We start from the raw sequence: 16,784 nt of genomic DNA, 5'->3' as shown, positions 1-16,784 counted from the left end.
GTGTCAGCTCCTGCGGTTGCCGCCGACCAGTGCCTTGGCGGCCGGGATGCGGATCTCGTAACCGCCGTCGAGGGCGGTGGTGCCGCCGGCGGGCAGGTCCACCCGCCAGACGCGGGTGCCCGGGGCGTGGTGTTCGGGGCCCGTGCCGGCCTCGGGTGCCGTCCAGTCGGCCCGCTCCTCGATGCGGACGTCCGCTTCGGAGGTGACCGGAACCCGCTCGCGGACCTCGACGGTGACGGGCCTCGCGAGCCTGTTGGCCAGCTCCACGTGGACGCGGTGGTCGAGCACGGTGGTGTTGTTGCGCAGGCCCGAGGTGGACTCGTGCAGGTTCGTACGGCGGGTGACCCGGATGCCCTCGGCCGGCCCGAGCCCCACACGGCGGACACCGCCGGGGGCGAGCGTGGGCAGTGCTGCGGTCAGCAGGAAGTCGTCGTCGACCGTGACCTCCACCGGGCCGGCCAGCAGAGCCCGGCCGGTGGTGTTGGAGAGCACCAACGTCGCGTACACGGTCTGCTCCACGGACGGCACACAGAGGTACTCGGTGCGCAGACCGACCGGGATCTCGGCGACGGTGATGGTGTGCCAGGTGCCGTCCGACGGAACGTCGGCGCGGGCGGTGGCATCGAAGCGGTGATCGAAGGAACCGGCCGACTCGCGGGGCCGCGCGGCGTGCCCGGGCAGCGGCAGCGCGGCCACCGCTTCGGCGCGGCGGCGGTACTCGGCCGCCACCGCGTCGAAGGGAGCGTCAGGAAACAGCCTGCCCCGGCGACCGCCCTGCTCGTCGGGGCCGCACAGGACGAGGGCGGCGTAGTCGAGCTCGGCGCTGCTCGGCTGCGGCGGACCGGGTGCCGGAGGCGGCGGCGGTGGCGCAGCCCGGCCGGGAGCCGCAGGCGCCAGGGGAGCGCGGGCCCCTGCGAAGGGCCCGCCGCCGGGATGCGGCACGGCTCCCGGATGCGAGGGGGCCGGCTGTGACCGCTCGGCCATCTCGCCGCCGAAGTCCTCCGGGAAGGGGCCGCCTGCGCCGCCGGGCGCCCAGGGCGCTGCGGGCGGCGCGCCGTAGCCCTGCGGTGCCGGTGCTGCCGGTGCTGCCGGCGGTGGCGGAACGGGGCCGGGCGCGGAGCCGCCCGCGGCACCCACGGGCGCGGAGCCGGCCCAGGGGGCCGGGAGAGCGCCGGTCGTGTCAGGGCGAGGGCCGGCCGCCTCGTACCCGGCGAACAGGTCGGCGAGCCCCGCCGGGGGCTCGCGCCAGCCCGAAGGCGCGAGGGCGGGCTGACGGCGTCCGATCCGGATCGAGCGGAGCCTCGGCAGGTCGGTGCGGCGCCGCAGGTCGGCGGTGGCCAGGGCGATGCGCACGCCGGTCCAGTCCTCGCCGGTGCGCTGGGCGACCGAGGCGCGCAGCACCAGATCGCCGGTGCCGTCGCCCTGACGGTAGGCGAGGCGGTAGGCAGGCACCCAGACGGCGCCCGGCACCCCGTACTCCAGCTCCAGCTCCAGGTGCGGGTCCGGGGCCGGTTCCAGGTCCGTCTCCGCGCCGGCGGTGCCGTCGAGCGTCAGGACCGCGGAGACCGTGGTCTCCACGTGCGCTGACGGTGCGTCGGTGGAGGCGCGGTCGAGCCTGTCCGTGGCGACGGCGAGTTCGTGCTCGGCGCGGCGCAGTGCCTCCTCCAGCTCGACGAGGCGGGCGTGCAGTCCCGTCAGCCGCTCCTCGACGAAGTCGGCGAGCTCCAGCCACGCGTCGACCGGGGTACGGCGGTGAGAGTCCTCGCGCCTGCGGGCCGGTGGGACCGGGCGCAGCCCCCTGACCTCCTCGATCAGGCTCAGTTGCCGGTCCCGGCGGCCCTGCGCGGCCGCGTACTCGTCGTGCAGCCGCTCGACCTCGCGCCGCAACCCTTCGGGCGTACCGGTGCCGAGCGGCCCGGCCCCAACCTCCACCCGGGCCTCGGTGACACGCACCCCCGGGGTGCCCAGGGTTCGGGCCCGCAGCGAACCCGGGTCCAGCGAGCGGGGGAGCCCCGTCACCCGCACCCGGCCGTCCGGCGGCACGCTGCCCCGGGCCAGACGGCGGCAGACCGCGCCCTGCGCGTACACCACGACCGAATCGAGGGTCGACCCCCACGTCTGTGCCGTCTCAGCCGTCATGTGCTGCGCCCCCACCGCGTCCGTGTTGAGCGCAGCCTACGCCTGAGGGTTCCGCGCATCCGCGCCGGTGCGGAGCCTTACGTCTCCGGCGTCTCCAGCGTCTCCAGGCGTGCCGCCAGTTCCCCGGGCAGCGCATCCCGGTTCTGTGCGGTCACGTGGACCAGTTCGATGCCGGGGCGCTGCTTGAGAGCGTCGGTGAACGGGTCGTGGCGCGCGTGCACGGTGGCGACGACGTCGATGTCGGCCGTGAGCAGTTCCCCCACGGCCTCCCGGAACGCGGAGCTGGACAGCTCCATCCCGCCCAGCTCGTCGATGAGCGCGAGATCCCCCGGAGCCGGAGCCGGAGTCGGATCCGGGCCCGGTCCCGGTGACAGCGGCGCGAGGGCCGACAGGGCCAGTTCGTCCATGACGCGCAGGTCGACACCGTACCGGCCGACGCGCGGTGGCCCGGGGAAGGTGACGTGCGCGAGCACGGCCCGCCTGCCGTCCAGCGTCTCCAGCGCGAAACCCACTCGTGCGGTGCCCTCCCGGATCTCCTCCGTCGTGAAACCGACGGGCGTACGGGTGTGCAGCAGGGAGGCCAGCCGCCGCACGGCGGTCGTCTTGCCCACGCCGGGCCGTCCTTCGAGCAGGATCCTGGTCGGCATCGCGTCCTCCGAGGGTGCGTGCATGGCGTCGTCCCCGCGATCCTCGCGCAGGTGAGGCCGCGGGACTGAGGTGGCGCTCCGGCAAGCGCAGCCCCGGGTGTCAGGGGCCGTGCCCACCTCTCCGCTTATTGCACATATATTGCAGTTGCGAGCAAAAAGCAGAGGGAGACGTGCTGTGGGCGCACCGGTGGTGCTGGGGATCGAGTCGTCGTGCGATGAAACGGGCGCGGGCATCGTGCAGGACGGGAAACTGCTCGCGCACGTGGTGGCGTCGAGCATGGACGAGCACGCGCGGTTCGGCGGAGTGGTGCCCGAGATCGCGGCCCGGGCGCACCTGCACTCCTTCAACCCGGTCGTACGCCAGGCCCTGGACCAGGCCGGGATGCGGCTGAGCGGGATCGATGCGGTCGCCGTCACCACCGGCCCCGGCCTGTCCGGCGCGCTCCAGGTGGGCCTGTCCGGCGCCAAGACCCTCGCCTACGCGGCCGGGGTTCCGCTGTACGGCGTCCACCACCTGGCCGGTCACGTCGCCGCCGACACCCTCGAGCACGGGCCGCTGCCCGAACCGTGCGTGGTGCTGATCGTCTCCGGCGGCCACACCTCCCTGCTGCTCGTACGGGACCTGGTCCGCGAGCCCATCCTGCACCTGGGCGACACCCTGGACGATGCGGCGGGGGAGTGCTTCGACAAGGTGGCCCGGATCCTGGGCCTGCCGTACCCGGGCGGCCCCGCCATCGACCGGGCGGCACGGGAGGGCGATCGGCGGGCCGTGGCCTTCCCGCGCCCGCTGACCCGGCCCGGCGACGACCCGTACGCGTTCTCCTTCTCCGGCCTCAAGACGGCGGCGGCCCGCTGGGTCGAGGGCCACCGGCTGCGCGGCGAGGACGTCCCGGTCGCCGACGGGGCCGCCGCCCTTCAGGAGGCCGTGGCCGACGTACTGACCCGCAAGGCGCTCGCCGCCTGCCGCGCGTACGACGTCAGGACGCTGATCGTCGTCGGGGGAGTGGCAGCCAACTCCCGGGTCCGCGCCCTGGCGGAGAAGCGCTGCGCCTCGGCCGGGATCGAACTGCGCGTCCCGCCCATGACCCTGTGCACCGACAACGGCGCGATGATCGCCGCCGTCGGTGACCTCCTCGTCCGCTCCGGCGCCGAACCGGCGCCCCTCGACGTGTCGATCGACCCGTCGGCACCGCTCGAGTACGCGGCTCTGACCCCGCTCGCCCGCACGGCCGCCTGAACAGCGACGACCGAAACCCGAGTCCAAGACCCGAGCAGCAACGGAGCAGCACACCTTGCGTACCGCCGACATCCGCCGCAGATTCCTGGACTTCTTCGCCGAACGCGGCCACACCGTCGTCCCCAGCGCACCACTGCCGACACCGGACCCGACCCTGCTGTTCGTCAACGCCGGCATGGTCCCCTTCAAGCCCTACCTGACCGGGGAGCAGGCGACGCCCTGGCCGCGCGCCACCAGCGTGCAGAAGTGCATCCGCACCCTCGACATCGAGGAGGTCGGCAAGACCACCCGGCACGGCTCCTTCTTCCAGATGAACGGCAACTTCTCCTTCGGCGACTACTTCAAGGAGGAGGCCATCGGCTTCGCCTGGGAGCTGTCGACGAAGGCGCAGGCCGAGGGCGGCTACGGTCTCGACCCCGACCGTATCTGGGTCACCGTCCACCACTCCGACACCGACGCCCGCGGCATCTGGCGCGAGGTCGCCGGACTGCCCGACGAGCGCATCGTGGCCCGCGGCGACGAGGACAACTTCTGGTCCATGGGAGTCCCCGGCCCCTGCGGGCCCTGCTCCGAGCTGTACTACGACCGTGGCCCGGCGCTCGGCCGCGAGGGCGGCCCGGCGGTCGACGAGGACCGCTACATGGAGTTCTGGAACCTGGTCTTCATGCAGTACGAGCGCGGTGAGGGCGTGGGCAAGTCCGGCTACCCGATCCTCGGCGAACTGCCGCGCCGCAACATCGACACCGGCATGGGCCTGGAGCGGATGGCCACCCTCCTTCAAGGCAAGGACAACCTGTACGAGATCGACGAGACCCGCCCGGTCCTCGACCGCGCCGCCGAACTCGCCGGGGTCCGTTACGGCGCCGACCCGCAGGCCGACGTCCGCCTGCGGGTGGTCGCCGACCACGTCCGCACCGCCTTGATGCTGCTCGCCGACGGCACCGCCCCCGGCAACGAGGGCCGGGGCTACGTGCTGCGCCGCATCCTGCGCCGCTCGGTCCGCTCCATGCGCCAGCTCGGCTTCCACGACCCGGCCCTGCCCGAGCTGATGACGGTGGCCCGCGACTGCATGGCCCCCGGCTACCCCGAGGTCACCGAGGCGTTCGCCCGGATCGCGGACCAGGCGTACGGAGAGGAGGACGCCTTCCGCGCCACCCTCAAGCAGGGCACCACCGTGCTCGATACCGCCGTCGCCGGGGTCAAGGCGGACGGCGGCCGCTCGCTGCCCGGCAAGCAGGCCTTCCTGCTGCACGACACCTATGGGTTCCCGATCGACCTCACCCTGGAGATGGCCGCCGAACAGGGCGTCGAGGTCGACTGGGAGGGCTTCACCGCGCTGATGAACGAGCAGCGCGAACGGGCCCGCGCCGACGCCCGGGCCCGCAAGTCCGGCGGTGCCACCGACACCGGCGCGCTGCGGACCGTGCTGGACGCCCACGGCCCGACCGAATGGCGTGCCTGGGAGACCCTGACCACCGAGTCGAAGGTGCTGGCCGTCCTCGGCGCGAACGGCCCGGTGCCGGCCGCCCGCGAGGGCGAGATCGTCTCGGTCGTCCTGGACCGCTCCCCGTTCTACGCCGAATCCGGAGGCCAGGACAGCGACGCCGGCCGCATCTCCGGCAGCTCGGCCGAGGCCGAGGTCCTCGACGTCCAGCGCCCGCTGCCCGGACTGGTCGTGCACCAGGTGCGCATCACCGCCGGGGAGCTCGCCGCCGGTGACCCGGTGGTCGCGGCCGTCGACCCCGAGTGGCGCCTCGGCGCCCGGCAGGCCCACTCCGGCACCCACGTCCTGCACGCCGCGCTCCGCGAGGTCCTCGGCCCCACCGCCCTGCAGTCCGGCTCGTACAACCGGCCCGGCTACCTGCGCCTGGACTTCCCCTGGCGCGGCGCCCTCTCGCAGGCGGTCCGCAGCGAGATCGAGGAGGCCGCCAACCGCGCCCTGCGCCGCGACCTGCCGGTCGGCGTGCGCTGGATGACCCTGGCGGAGGCCAAGGAGCTCGGCGCGCTCGCCCTGTTCGACGAGACGTACGGGGAGCAGGTCCGGGTCGTCGAGATCGGCGGGGCCTGGTCCCGGGAGCTGTGCGGCGGCACCCACGTCGACCACGCCTCCCAGGTCGGCACGGTCGCCCTGACCGCGGAGTCCTCGGTCGGCGCAGGCATGCGCCGCCTGGAGGCCGCGGTCGGTGTCGAGGGCTTCGGCTACCTCGCCCGCGAACGCGACCTGGTCTCCCGCATCGCCGAGCAGCTGAACGCGCCCCGCGCCGAACTCCCCGAGAAGGTCGCCGGCCTCCTGGACCGGCTCAAGGCCACGGACCGGGAGAACGCCCGCCTCAAGGCACGAGCCACCGCGGCTCAGGCCGCCGAGCTGGCCGGCCGGGCCGTGGACGCGGGCGGCACGCTCGTCGTCACCACGACCGCCGACGGCACCACGGACGAGGCCCGCGCCCTGGCCCTCGCCGTCCGCGACCGCCTCCCGCAGGGCTGTCCCGGTGCGGTCGCCGTCGCCACTGCGTCCGGCGGACTGGTCCTGGCCCTCACGGCGCCGGCCCGGGAAGCCGGGCTGAACGCCGCCGCGCTGGTCAAGCAGCTCCTGGGCGGCCGGGGCGGGGGCTCGCCGGAGATCGCCCAGGGCGGCGGCATCCCCGCCGAGCGCGTGAACGACGTCCTGGCGGACCTTCCCCGCCTCGTCGGCGGCCGCTGACCCTGTGACGACCCGCTGACCGCTGAGGGGAGCGCGTGCCGGCCGGCCACGCGCTCCCCAGGGCACCGGCACCGGCGCCGCGCAGCCACGGGGCGGGCGCCCTTCTTGGCGAGATTTCGTCCATGCATGGCGACTTGGCCTCTCACCGTGCGCGGAGCATCAGGCCACGCTTATCAGCCATGAGCGCTGCCGACGGACGTCTTGACGACGCGATCACGGACTTCTCCCGCCGGCCCGTGGATGTGGACGGGGTGGTGAAGACGGTATACGTCGCGGGTGCCGGGCCGGCCGTCGTGCTGATGCCCGAGATGCCCGGCATCAGCCCCGACGTCCTTCGGCTGGCGCGGTGGGTGCGGGATGCGGGTTTCACCGTCTACGTGCCCTCCCTTTTCGGGACCGACGGCGCCTATCCCACGGCCGAGGCCGGTGAGAAGATCGTCCGCCGTGCGTGCGTCAGTGCCGAGTTCCACGCGTTCGCCGGGGGCGGGACCAGCCCCGTCACCGCGTGGCTGCGCGGGCTGGCGCGCCGGGCCCACGCCGAATGCGGCGGTCCGGGAGTCGGCGTGATCGGCCTGTGCTTCACCGGCAACTTCGCCCTCACCATGGCGATGGAACCGGCCGTCATCGCACCGGTGGTCAACCACCCGTCACTGCCGTTCGACGACCCCGCCGGACTCGAGATCAGCGACGAGGACGCGCGCGCGGTCCGCGACCGCATCGCGCGCGACGGACTGAAGGTTCTCGCCTACCGCTTCGACGACGACCGCTGGTGCACCGGCCGGCGCTTCGCCGCCTACCGGGCGCTCCTCGGCGACGCCTTCGACGGCCGCGTCCTTCCCGGAAGCTCCGCCAACACCGAGCCGCCCCCGTTCTTCCGCGACGTGGTCGGCACCCCTCACAGCGTCGTCACCGCCCACCTCGTCGACGAGGAGGGACACCCCACGCGGCAGGCCCGGGACGAGATCCTCGCCTTCCTGACCGAGCGTTTGAGCCCGCCCGGAGGCTCCGGGACGACAGCCGGCTGATGTCGGACGTGAACCGCTCCAGATGAACCGCGCGCCGCCGCGTCCCATCGACTCACCGGAGAAGAGCGCCCGCCAGAAGGCCCGCGGATCGCTGGGCAGAGGACCGTGTACCCCGGGTCCGGTGCATGTGGCCGCAGGTGTTCCAGACACGGTGAGATGCTTCGCAGCGGGCCGGGCAGTCCGGTGTGTCCGAAGACCAGACATGCGGTGATGCGCTGCATCCAGGTCGTGCCGCACTTCGGCGGCGTGGTGATGATGATGTCGTCCGGGCGCGGCCGGAAACGGTCCCAGCGGGTGCTGTCGGATACCGGCGTGCGATACGTGCGTCGGCGCAGCGAGCGGTCCATGCCTGCCTTGTCGCTCAGGGGCGGGCGGGGCTGTCGTCCCTTCGTCGTCAGTGGGCGTTGACGGTCACCCGCCACTGGAAGGTGGCGTGCCGGCACCGGTGCTGCGGGCGGGTGGCCGTACACGTGCGCTGGGCGGTGATGTCACTCTGACCGGCCCCGTCGACGCGGATGTCGGCGGTGGCGCCCCCGTCCGGCGCCTCACGTCCCTCCGTCCGGGTGAGGACGTCGGCCGAGGAGGCCACAGGCGTGTTCCACGTCCACTTCTCGCCGTTGCTCCGGACGGGGCGGAGGCGGATGCTGATCTGATCGCCGGTGCGGAGGCTGAGGGTTCGTCCGTCGGAGGCGTTGGTCAGCGACGTGGTGGCGAGCACCGCCGCGTCGGCGTCCGGAGGCGCGGACGGAATGACCAGCGCGGTGGTGAGAGCGGCGAGGGCGAGCAGGGTCCTGCCGAGCATGATCGGTCCTCCCCCTGGGACACGTGACGTCGTGGCGTCAGCGTAGGAGCCGCCCGGCGGCCCGGTTCCGGGCCTCCCTGCCGTTCACTCGAAGGGGAGAAAGACCGCACGCTATCGCGAATGGCGCGCCGGGATGTGCTCGCCGTCGGGCGTTTGATCGATCATCGATCATTACTCCTCGGTAGGTGTTGACTGCATCAACTTGCCGCTCCTAGCGTGGTCTGACGGAAATGAGGTTCCGTCACACGGAATCCGTGGTACCCCCGTCCCCACCCCGGGATCGTGAAAGAGGATCACCCGTGTCCCAGCTTGACCAACTGCCCGACAAGGACCCGTCGGAGGTCGCCGAGTGGTGCGAGTCCCTGGACTCCGCCGCCCGGTTCGGGGGAGCCGACCGGGCGGCGTACCTGCTGCGCCGTACGCTCGAACACGCCGAGCGGTCCGGGCTGGGCCTCCCTCCGCTCCTGGAGACCCCTTACGTCAACACCATTCCGACCTCCGCCGAGCCCGGCTACCCGGGCGACGAGGAGCTGGAGGCCCGGATCACCGCCTGGAACCGCTGGAACGCGGCCGCCATGGTCACCCGTGGCAACCAGCGCGCGGGCCTGGGCGGCCACATGGCGACGTTCGCCTCGGCGGCCTGGCTCTACGAGACGGGCTTCCAGCACTTCTTCCGCGGTAAAGAATCCGACGGATCAGGCGACCAGCTCTACATCCAGGGCCATGCCTCCCCGGGCATCTACGCACGCGCCTTCCTGGAAGGCCGCCTGACGGAGGGGCAGCTGGACCGCTTCCGGCAGGAGGCCGCGGGCGACGGGCTGCCCTCCTACCCGCACCCGCGCCGGCTGTCCTGGCTGTGGGAGTTCCCGACCGTCTCCATGGGTCTGGGCCCGCTCTCCGCGATCTACCAGGCGCGGTTCAACCGCTATCTGCAGCACCGCGGCATCAAGGACACCTCGCAGTCGCGCGTCTGGGCCTTCCTCGGCGACGGCGAGATGGACGAGCCGGAGTCGACCGCCGCCCTCGCCCTCGCGGGCCGGGAGCGACTGGACAACCTGACCTTCGTCATCAACTGCAACCTCCAGCGCCTGGACGGCCCGGTCCGCCCCAATTTCAAGATCGTGCAGGAGCTGGAGGCCCAGTTCCGCGCCGCCGGCTGGAACGTCGTCAAGTCGCTGTGGGGCACGGCCTGGGACGAGCTCTTCGCGCAGGACGCCGAGGGCGCGCTGGTGCGCCGGCTGGGTGAGGTGCCGGACGCGCAGTTCCAGACGTACGCCACCGCGGACCCGGCCTATCTCCGCGAGCACTTCTTCGGCGCCGAGGGCCCCGGCTCCCCGCTGCACACCATCGGCGCGGGCCTTGCCGACGCCCGGCTCCTGGAGCTCTTCCGGACCTCCCGCGCCGGCCACGAGCCGCGCAAGGTCCACGCCGCCTACCGGGCCGCCGTCGAGCACCGGGGTGCGCCGACCGTCGTCCTCGTGCAGACCGTCAAGGGCTACACGCTCGGCCCGGGCTTCGAGTCGCGCAACGCCAACCACCAGATGAAGAAGCTCACGGGGAAGGAGTTCCGGGCGATGCGGGACCTGCTCGGCCTCCCGATCCCCGACAGCGCACTGGACGGCGAGACGGTCCCGTACGCCCACCCCGGCGAGAACTCCCCGGAGGTGCGGTACCTGCGCGAGCGCCGCTCGGCGCTCGGCGGTCCGGCCCCGGCCCGCAAGGTCGTCGCCAAGCCGCTGCCGGAGCCGTCCGCCAAGCCCTTCGAGGCCCTGCACAAGGGCTCGGGCCGCCAGGAGATCGCCACGACCATGGCGTTCGTCCGGCTGGTCAAGGAGCTGATGCGGGACGAGGAGACCGGCCGGCGCTGGGTGCCGGTCGTCCCCGACGAGGCCCGCACGTTCGGCATGGAGTCCCTCTTCCCCTCGGCCGGCCTGTACTCCCCGGCCGGCCAGACCTACGACCCCGTCGACCGTGACCAGCTCCTGTACTACAAGGAAGCCAAGGACGGTCAGATCCTCAACGAGGGCATCACCGAGGCGGGCTCGCTGGCCGACTTCACGGCGGCCGCCACGTCGTACGCCACGCACGGCGAGCCGATGATCCCGTTCTACATCTTCTACTCCATGTTCGGCTGGCAGCGGACGGCCGATCAGTTCTGGGCGCTGGCCGACCAGCTGGGCCGGGGCTTCGTCATCGGTGCCACCGCCGGCCGCACCACCATGACGGGCGAGGGCCTCCAGCACGCCGACGGCCACTCGCACCTGATCGCCTCCACCAACCCGGCGGCGGTCTCCTACGACCCGGCGTTCGCGTACGAGATCGCGGTCATCGTCCGGGAGGGCCTGCGGCGGATGTACGGCCCCGAAGCCGAGGACGTCTTCTACTACCTGACGGTCTACAACGAGACCAAGGTCCAGCCGCCCATGCCCGAGGGCGCGGAGGAGGGCATCCTCAAGGGCCTCTACCGCTTCAAGGAGGCCGCCGACGCCCCGGACGGCGCCCCTCGCCTCCAGCTGTTGTCCTCCGGCACGGCCGTCCACTGGGCCCTGGACGCCCAGCGGCTGCTCGCCGACGACTGGGGCGTGGCCGCCGACGTGTGGTCCGCGCCCTCCTGGACCGAGCTGCGCCGCGACGCCCTGTCCTGTGACGCGGCGCAGCTCAAGGGCGAGGCCCGGGTCCCGTACGTGACCCGGGCCCTGCACGGTGCGCCGGGTCCGGTCGTCGCCGTCAGCGACTGGATGCGGGCGGTCCCCGACCAGATCGCCCCCTGGGTCGAGCAGGACTGGACGTCCATCGGCACCGACGGCTTCGGCCTCTCCGACACGCGGGAGGCGGTGCGGCGCCACTTCGGCGTCGACGCCGAGTCGGTGACGGTGGCGGCACTCGCGGCGCTGGCCCGGCGGGGCGAGATCAAGCCGGAGACGGTGCGCGAGGCCGCACGGCGGTACGGCCTGGAGGACTGACCCGCACCTCACGCGGGAGGCGGTGAAGGCCCGGCGGACGCCGGGCCTTCACGTGTGAGCAGCGGGAATTTCCCCCGTCGTGCGACCGGAGGTAAGTGCTGCGTACAGGACGGCGGACCGGCTTTTCCCACTCCCTTGAAAACCGGATCCGTGGCCGGTAAACCCAGTGGGGGAATTATGGCCTCCGTCACTGTGGACCTCGTCCCGAACTGGTGAGGTGATCTTTACCCGCCCGGGTACGACATCGCTTCTCACCAGGTGAGTTGAGGGGGAACGGCTCCATACGCATAGCGGAACTCCTGTGGAGCCGACTGTCGTAGCCCCGCCGCCGGAAAGACCACCGTGGTCTCTCGCGCGCACCCCCCGTCGATGCCGAACGGCCGCCTTCAGAGCGGGTTTTGTCCACCACACACCGGAGTAGCAGTGTTGAAGAAACGAACCATCGCCGTGGTCGGCGGCGGTGCCGCCTGCACCGCATTCCTCGCCGCGTACGCCCGGCGGCTGTCGGGCGACGTGGCCGGCGCGGCGGCGGATGTCATCGTCTTCGAACCAGGGAAGAGTTTCGGCCCCGGCATCGCCTATGCCGAGGACGCCGATACCGCTTTGCTCAACCGGCCCTATTCCGCCATGTCCGTGGACTACGGCGACCCCGGGCAGTTCCGCCGCTGGCTCTACCGGCAGACCTCCGCAGGCGAGGGCGGCGGCCCGCAGGCGCGGCGGACGCCGCGTTCGCACTTCGTCTCCCGCTCGCTGTTCGGCCAGTATCTGGAGAACGTCTTCTGCCAGTCCCGGGAGGACCTGCGGCTGCTCGGGGCGCAGGTGACGCTCGTGCCGTCCGCTGTCGTCGACCTGGCCGTGGGGACCGGCGCGGCCGCGGGGAGCGACGGGCACATCCTGACCACCGCCGACGGGGACCGCTTCGTCGCCGACGAGGTGGTCATCGCGATCGGCGCCATCGCGCCGTCCGATGTCTACGGGCTCGCCGGGAGGGCCGGATTCGTCGCCCAGCCGTACCCCCTCGTCAGCTCGCTGAACGAGGTCGACCCGAGCGCGGAGGTGCTCGTACTGGGGGCCGGGCTGACGGCGATCGACGTGGCCGTCGTCCTGGCGGACGCCGGGCAGGAGCGCCGGATCACCCTCGCCTCGCGGTCCGGCCGGATCCCGGACGTGCGCACCGACCTCGGCACCGGCGAACTGCCCGAACTCCTCGCCGGTGCACGCCGGTTGCTCGCACGTGGCAGCGTCAGCCTGCGCAGCGTCCATGAACTCGTCGACGCCACCCTGCGGTCGGGTGGAACGAGCATGCGCGAGGCGCTGCGCCCGTACACCGATGCCTGGTCCGCGCCCGAGCTGATGCGCCACCGGCTGGACAATCCGTTGCCCGGCGGCCTCGCGCAGCGCTGCGTCGGTGCTCTCACCCCGTTCTACTCGGAGCTGTGGCGCTCCCTTCCGGAGGCGAGCCGGCGCCTGTTCCTGCGGGACCATTACCGGACGTACAACTGCCTGCGTAATCCGATGCCGGTGACCAACGCCCACCGGCTGCTCGGCCTCCACGAGGAGGGCCGGCTCGGCTTCGCCAGGGGCATCACCCATGTCACGGCGGCTGCGGGCGGTGGTTTCACCGCGACCTTCGCCGACGGGCGCACCGGGCACTACGACGCGGTCGTCAACGCGGTGGGGCGCACGAACAACACGGCCGCCGCGTCCGCCTCCTCGCTGACGTCCCGGCTGGTGCGCAACGGCACCTTCGTCTCCCACCCGCTGGGCGGCATCCGGGTCGATCCCGGGACCAACCAGGTACGGGGTTCCGAGGGAGCAGCGTTTCCCCGGCTCTATGTGCTCGGCGACCTGGCCTCGGGGGAGCACTTCCACGTGAGTTCCATGGAGCTGGTCGCGCGGCAGGCCGCCCAGGTGGCGGCTCAGCTCGTGCCGGCCTCGGACCGCCTGCTGGTGGGGGCCGTCGCGTGAAGCAGGCCGGACTGCCGCGGGGGCTGGCCGTCTGCTTGATGTCACTGGTGTTCGTGCCTCAGCTGGCGCTCGCGGCCTACGTTCCCGCACTGCCGGCCATCGGCAGGTCGTTCGGGGTCGGGCCGGGCAGCACCAGCAGCTCACTGGTCGGCTACATGGCCGCGTACGCCGTGTGCATGATCCTCACCGGCAACCTGGCGGACCGCTACGGTTCCCGGCGCATCCAGCTGACCGGGCTCGTCGTGTTCACGGGCGCGTCCCTGCTGTGTCTGCTGGCCCCCGGGTACGGGGTCTTCGTGGCGGGCCGGGTGCTGCAGGCGCTCGGTGCCGGTACGGGCACGGTGATCTCCCGGCTGTGGGTGCAGCGGGCGCTGCCCAAGGAGCAGCGACTGCCCATGCTGACCGCGCTGTCCACCGTGATCGCGGTGACCCCGGCCGCGTCGCCGCCGCTGGCGGGCCTGGTGGTGGAACACACCTCCTGGCGTGCGCTGTTCGCCTTCATGGCTGTGCTCGGCGCGGTCACCGTCGGCGCGGTCGCCAAGCTCCTGCCTGCGGACAGCGGCACGGCAGCCGGGGCCGCGGGCACCTCGGCCGGTTCCGTGCGGCCGTCGGGAGGCCTCGCCGGGCTGGCCAGGGCGTACCGTACGGTTCTCGCCCACCGCGACTTCACGGTGTTCGCCGGTGCCATCAGTCTCGCCTGGTGCACCTATTTCACCTTCACCACCTACTCCAGCGATCTCCTGCAGTTGCAGCTGGGTGCCTCGCCCACTGTCTACGGAGCGCTGTACACGCTGGTGATCACGGGTTACGTGGCCGGCAGCACCACGGCGAAGCGGCTGGGCAGGACGCGGTCGCTGGAGTTCATCGCGCGTACCGCCGCCGCGGTGGCGGCGGGCACCGCCCTGCTGATGCCGGTCACGGTGCGCCTGTGGCCGGACAGCGCGCTGAGCATCGTCCTGCCGATGGCCGTGTGCATGCTCGGCGTAGGCGCGCTGTTCCCCACCTGCCAGGCCGGGATGATGCGGTACGAGGGCGAGTACGCCGGTGCCGCTTCGGGGCTGTTCTTCTTCCTGCAGATGGCGTCGGGGGCCTGCTACACCGCCCTGACCGGCATCCCGGGCTCTCCCGACGCCCCGATGCTCGCTCTGGCGATCGCCCTGCCCGCCCTGGCGCTGTTCCTGCTCTGCGTGTTCGCCCTGCGGAGCCGGACGCGGGCGGGTCAGGAGGCTTCGGCCGTCCGGACCGCCGGGCCCGTAAAAACGGGCAGATCGTGATCAGCTGAAGATTCCGGATGGATCGGTCGGCTGGTTCGAGCCTTGCCCGAGCCGGCCGGCTTCGGGAGGAGGGTCTGGTGCACTGCGGCCACGACCTCCCCGGATTTGGCGAATTTTCCTCTTGCGCCCGGCCTGCTGGGGCATCTATCGGTACGCCGTAAGGTTAGGCTAACCTTCGCGGCGTGAATGTCGGTAAAGAGACCTCCGCGGCCGGACGCCCCCGCGGTCATGAACTGTCGGCCACGGGTGTCACCGTGGCCTACGAGGGCGCCGACGTCGTGCACGACGTGTCGTTGACGCTGCGGCCCGGCGAGGTGACCGTCCTGGTGGGCCCGAACGGCAGCGGGAAGTCGACGCTGCTGCGCACCGTCGCGCGGCTGCAGCGGCCCCGGACCGCCACGCTCGTCATCGACGCCGACACCGACGGCCTCGCGCTGTCCCCGCGCGAATTCTCGCGCCGCGTGGCCCTGCTGACCCAAGGGCGCCCCGCCCCCAGCGGGCTGACCGTACGGGACGTCGTCGAATTCGGCCGCTACCCCTACCGCGGCCGCTGGGGCAAAACGGACCCGGACGGCCGGGACGCCGTGGACCGCGCGCTCGCCATGACAGGCGTCGCGGAACTCGCCGAGCGCGGCGCCGAACACCTCTCCGGAGGACAGCTCCAGCGCGTCTGGCTGGCCGGCTGCCTCGCCCAGGAGACCGGCGTGCTGCTCCTCGACGAGCCGACCACCTACCTCGACCTGCGGTACCAGATCGAGCTCCTCGACCTCATGCGCGACCTGGCCGACGACCACGGGATCGCTGTCGGCGCCGTCCTGCACGACCTCGACCAGGCCGCGGCCGTCGCCGACCGGATCGTGCTGCTCCGCGCAGGACGCGTCATCGCCGACGGCGACCCCGAAGACGTACTGACACCTCAGCGCCTGACCGACACCTACGGCATCCGCATCGAGGTCGACACCGACCCCCTCACCGGCCGGCTGCGCACCCGCGCGATCGGCCGGCACCACACAAGAAGCGAAAGGCTCAGCACCACCTCATGAGACGCCTCCTCCTGACCGCAGCGGCCGCCACCGTCGCAGCCCTCACCCTGACCGCCTGCGGAACGACCGAGCCCGCCGCCGACGACGCGAAGAAGGACACCGCCGAACGCATCACCCTCACCGACGCCACCGGCGCGAAGGTGGAGCTCGAGGGCCCGGCCAAGAAGGTCGTCGCCACGGAGTGGAACGTCGTCGAGAGCCTGGTCTCGCTGGGCGTCGACCCCGCCGGCGTCGCCGACGTCAAGGGCTACAAGACCTGGGACACCGCTGCTCCGCTCAAGAACGACCCCAAGGACATCGGCACGCGCGGCGAGCCCAGCACGGACACCATCGCCGCCCTGAAGCCGGACCTCATCGTCGCCACCAGCGACCTGCCCGCGCCCGCCCTGAAGCAGCTGCGCAAGGTCGCCCCGGTCCTGGAGCTGCGGGCCGCCGCCGCCTCCGACCCGATCGGGCAGATGACCAAGAACCTCGACCTCATAGCCCGGGCCACCGGCACCACGAAGAAGGCCGACGAGCTCAAGAAGCAGTTCGAGACGAAGCTCGACGAGGGGAAGAAGGCCCTCGCCGACGCCGGTCGCGCCGGGGCGGAGTACGCCTTCGCCGACGGCTACATCGTCTCCAACCAGGTCACCATCCGGCCGTTCACCAGCGGTTCCCTCATCGGCGCGGTCAACGAGAAGCTCGGCCTGAAGAACGCCTGGACGGTCAAGGGCGACGAGAGCTACGGCCTCGGCTCCACCGACGTCGAGGGCCTCACCAAGCTCGGCGACGACGTGCAGTTCGCCTACATCGGCAGCGACGGCGACAAGAACAGCACACCGTTCGCCGGTGCCCTGGCCAAGGACTCCGCATGGACGTCCCTGCCGTTCGTGGAGAAGGGCAACGTCCACCGGCTGCCCGACGGCATCTGGATGTTCGGCGGCCCCCAGTCGATGAACAAGTACATCGACGCCGTCGTCGAGGCGCTGAAGAAGAAGTAGCA

At 72.3% G+C, this 16,784-nt stretch carries 11 protein-coding genes and 1 pseudogene; 8 read left to right on the top strand and 4 right to left on the bottom strand.

What is annotated here, in order from left to right; genetic code table 11:
- Positions 1–3: 3 nt before the first annotated feature.
- Positions 4–2,139: a DUF4139 domain-containing protein gene (locus FGW37_RS01075; RefSeq protein ID WP_179079299.1), complete on the bottom strand. Its 2,136-nt coding sequence runs from the start codon at positions 2,137–2,139 to the stop codon at positions 4–6.
- Between the two features lie 77 nt (positions 2,140–2,216).
- The gene (locus FGW37_RS01070) at positions 2,217–2,810 is read right to left on the bottom strand and encodes a nucleoside-triphosphatase (RefSeq protein ID WP_246430200.1); all 594 of its coding nucleotides are present in this window, start codon (positions 2,808–2,810) and stop codon (positions 2,217–2,219) included.
- A gap of 163 nt (positions 2,811–2,973) precedes the next feature.
- Here FGW37_RS01070 and tsaD point away from each other — a divergent pair, with 163 nt between their 5' ends.
- The 3 genes from tsaD to FGW37_RS01055 all read left to right on the top strand — a co-directional run bounded on the left by tsaD (position 2,974) and on the right by FGW37_RS01055 (position 7,749).
- Positions 2,974–4,023, top strand: a complete 1,050-nt coding sequence (tsaD, locus tag FGW37_RS01065; RefSeq protein WP_179084429.1) for a tRNA (adenosine(37)-N6)-threonylcarbamoyltransferase complex transferase subunit TsaD — start codon at positions 2,974–2,976, stop codon at positions 4,021–4,023.
- Between the two features lie 55 nt (positions 4,024–4,078).
- Positions 4,079–6,724 carry an alanine--tRNA ligase gene (alaS, locus tag FGW37_RS01060; protein WP_179079298.1) on the top strand — a complete coding sequence of 882 codons (2,646 nt, stop codon included), beginning with the start codon at positions 4,079–4,081 and terminating at the stop codon, positions 6,722–6,724.
- Between the two features lie 179 nt (positions 6,725–6,903).
- Positions 6,904–7,749, top strand: coding sequence for a dienelactone hydrolase family protein (locus FGW37_RS01055; protein WP_179079297.1), 846 nt, complete (start codon positions 6,904–6,906; stop codon positions 7,747–7,749).
- Positions 7,750–7,955: 206 nt separating this feature from the next.
- Here FGW37_RS01055 and FGW37_RS34050 read toward each other — a convergent pair.
- Positions 7,956–8,096 (bottom strand): annotated as a pseudogene (locus FGW37_RS34050) (sulfotransferase domain-containing protein); the annotation flags it as partial.
- Positions 8,097–8,143: 47 nt separating this feature from the next.
- Complete coding sequence (locus FGW37_RS01050) at positions 8,144–8,551, bottom strand: hypothetical protein (protein ID WP_179079296.1); 408 nt, start codon at positions 8,549–8,551, stop codon at positions 8,144–8,146.
- A gap of 299 nt (positions 8,552–8,850) precedes the next feature.
- Between FGW37_RS01050 and aceE the strand changes: the two genes are divergently transcribed.
- From aceE to FGW37_RS01025, 5 genes are all read left to right on the top strand, one after another.
- Positions 8,851–11,514, top strand: a complete 2,664-nt coding sequence (gene aceE, locus FGW37_RS01045; RefSeq protein ID WP_246430199.1) for a pyruvate dehydrogenase (acetyl-transferring), homodimeric type — start codon at positions 8,851–8,853, stop codon at positions 11,512–11,514.
- Positions 11,515–11,940: 426 nt separating this feature from the next.
- Complete coding sequence (locus FGW37_RS01040) at positions 11,941–13,482, top strand: FAD/NAD(P)-binding protein (RefSeq protein ID WP_179079294.1); 1,542 nt, start codon at positions 11,941–11,943, stop codon at positions 13,480–13,482.
- Positions 13,479–14,756: an MFS transporter gene (locus FGW37_RS01035; protein ID WP_179079293.1), complete on the top strand. Its 1,278-nt coding sequence runs from the start codon at positions 13,479–13,481 to the stop codon at positions 14,754–14,756. The genes FGW37_RS01040 and FGW37_RS01035 overlap by 4 nt, the downstream gene beginning before the upstream one ends.
- Positions 14,757–14,938: 182 nt before the next feature.
- A complete protein-coding gene (locus tag FGW37_RS01030) occupies positions 14,939–15,799 on the top strand; it encodes an ABC transporter ATP-binding protein (protein ID WP_179079292.1) in 861 nt (286 codons plus the stop codon).
- Positions 15,796–16,782 carry an ABC transporter substrate-binding protein gene (locus FGW37_RS01025; RefSeq protein WP_179079291.1) on the top strand — a complete coding sequence of 329 codons (987 nt, stop codon included), beginning with the start codon at positions 15,796–15,798 and terminating at the stop codon, positions 16,780–16,782. The genes FGW37_RS01030 and FGW37_RS01025 overlap by 4 nt, the downstream gene beginning before the upstream one ends.
- The last annotated feature ends 2 nt before the right edge of the window (positions 16,783–16,784 follow it).

The sequence above is a fragment of the Streptomyces rectiverticillatus genome (assembly GCF_013394065.1).
In the GTDB taxonomy this organism is placed as follows: Bacteria; Actinomycetota; Actinomycetes; order Streptomycetales; family Streptomycetaceae; genus Streptomyces; species Streptomyces rectiverticillatus.
Note: the sequence above shows the minus strand (reverse complement) of the source record. Positions and strands in the feature narration are given on the sequence as shown.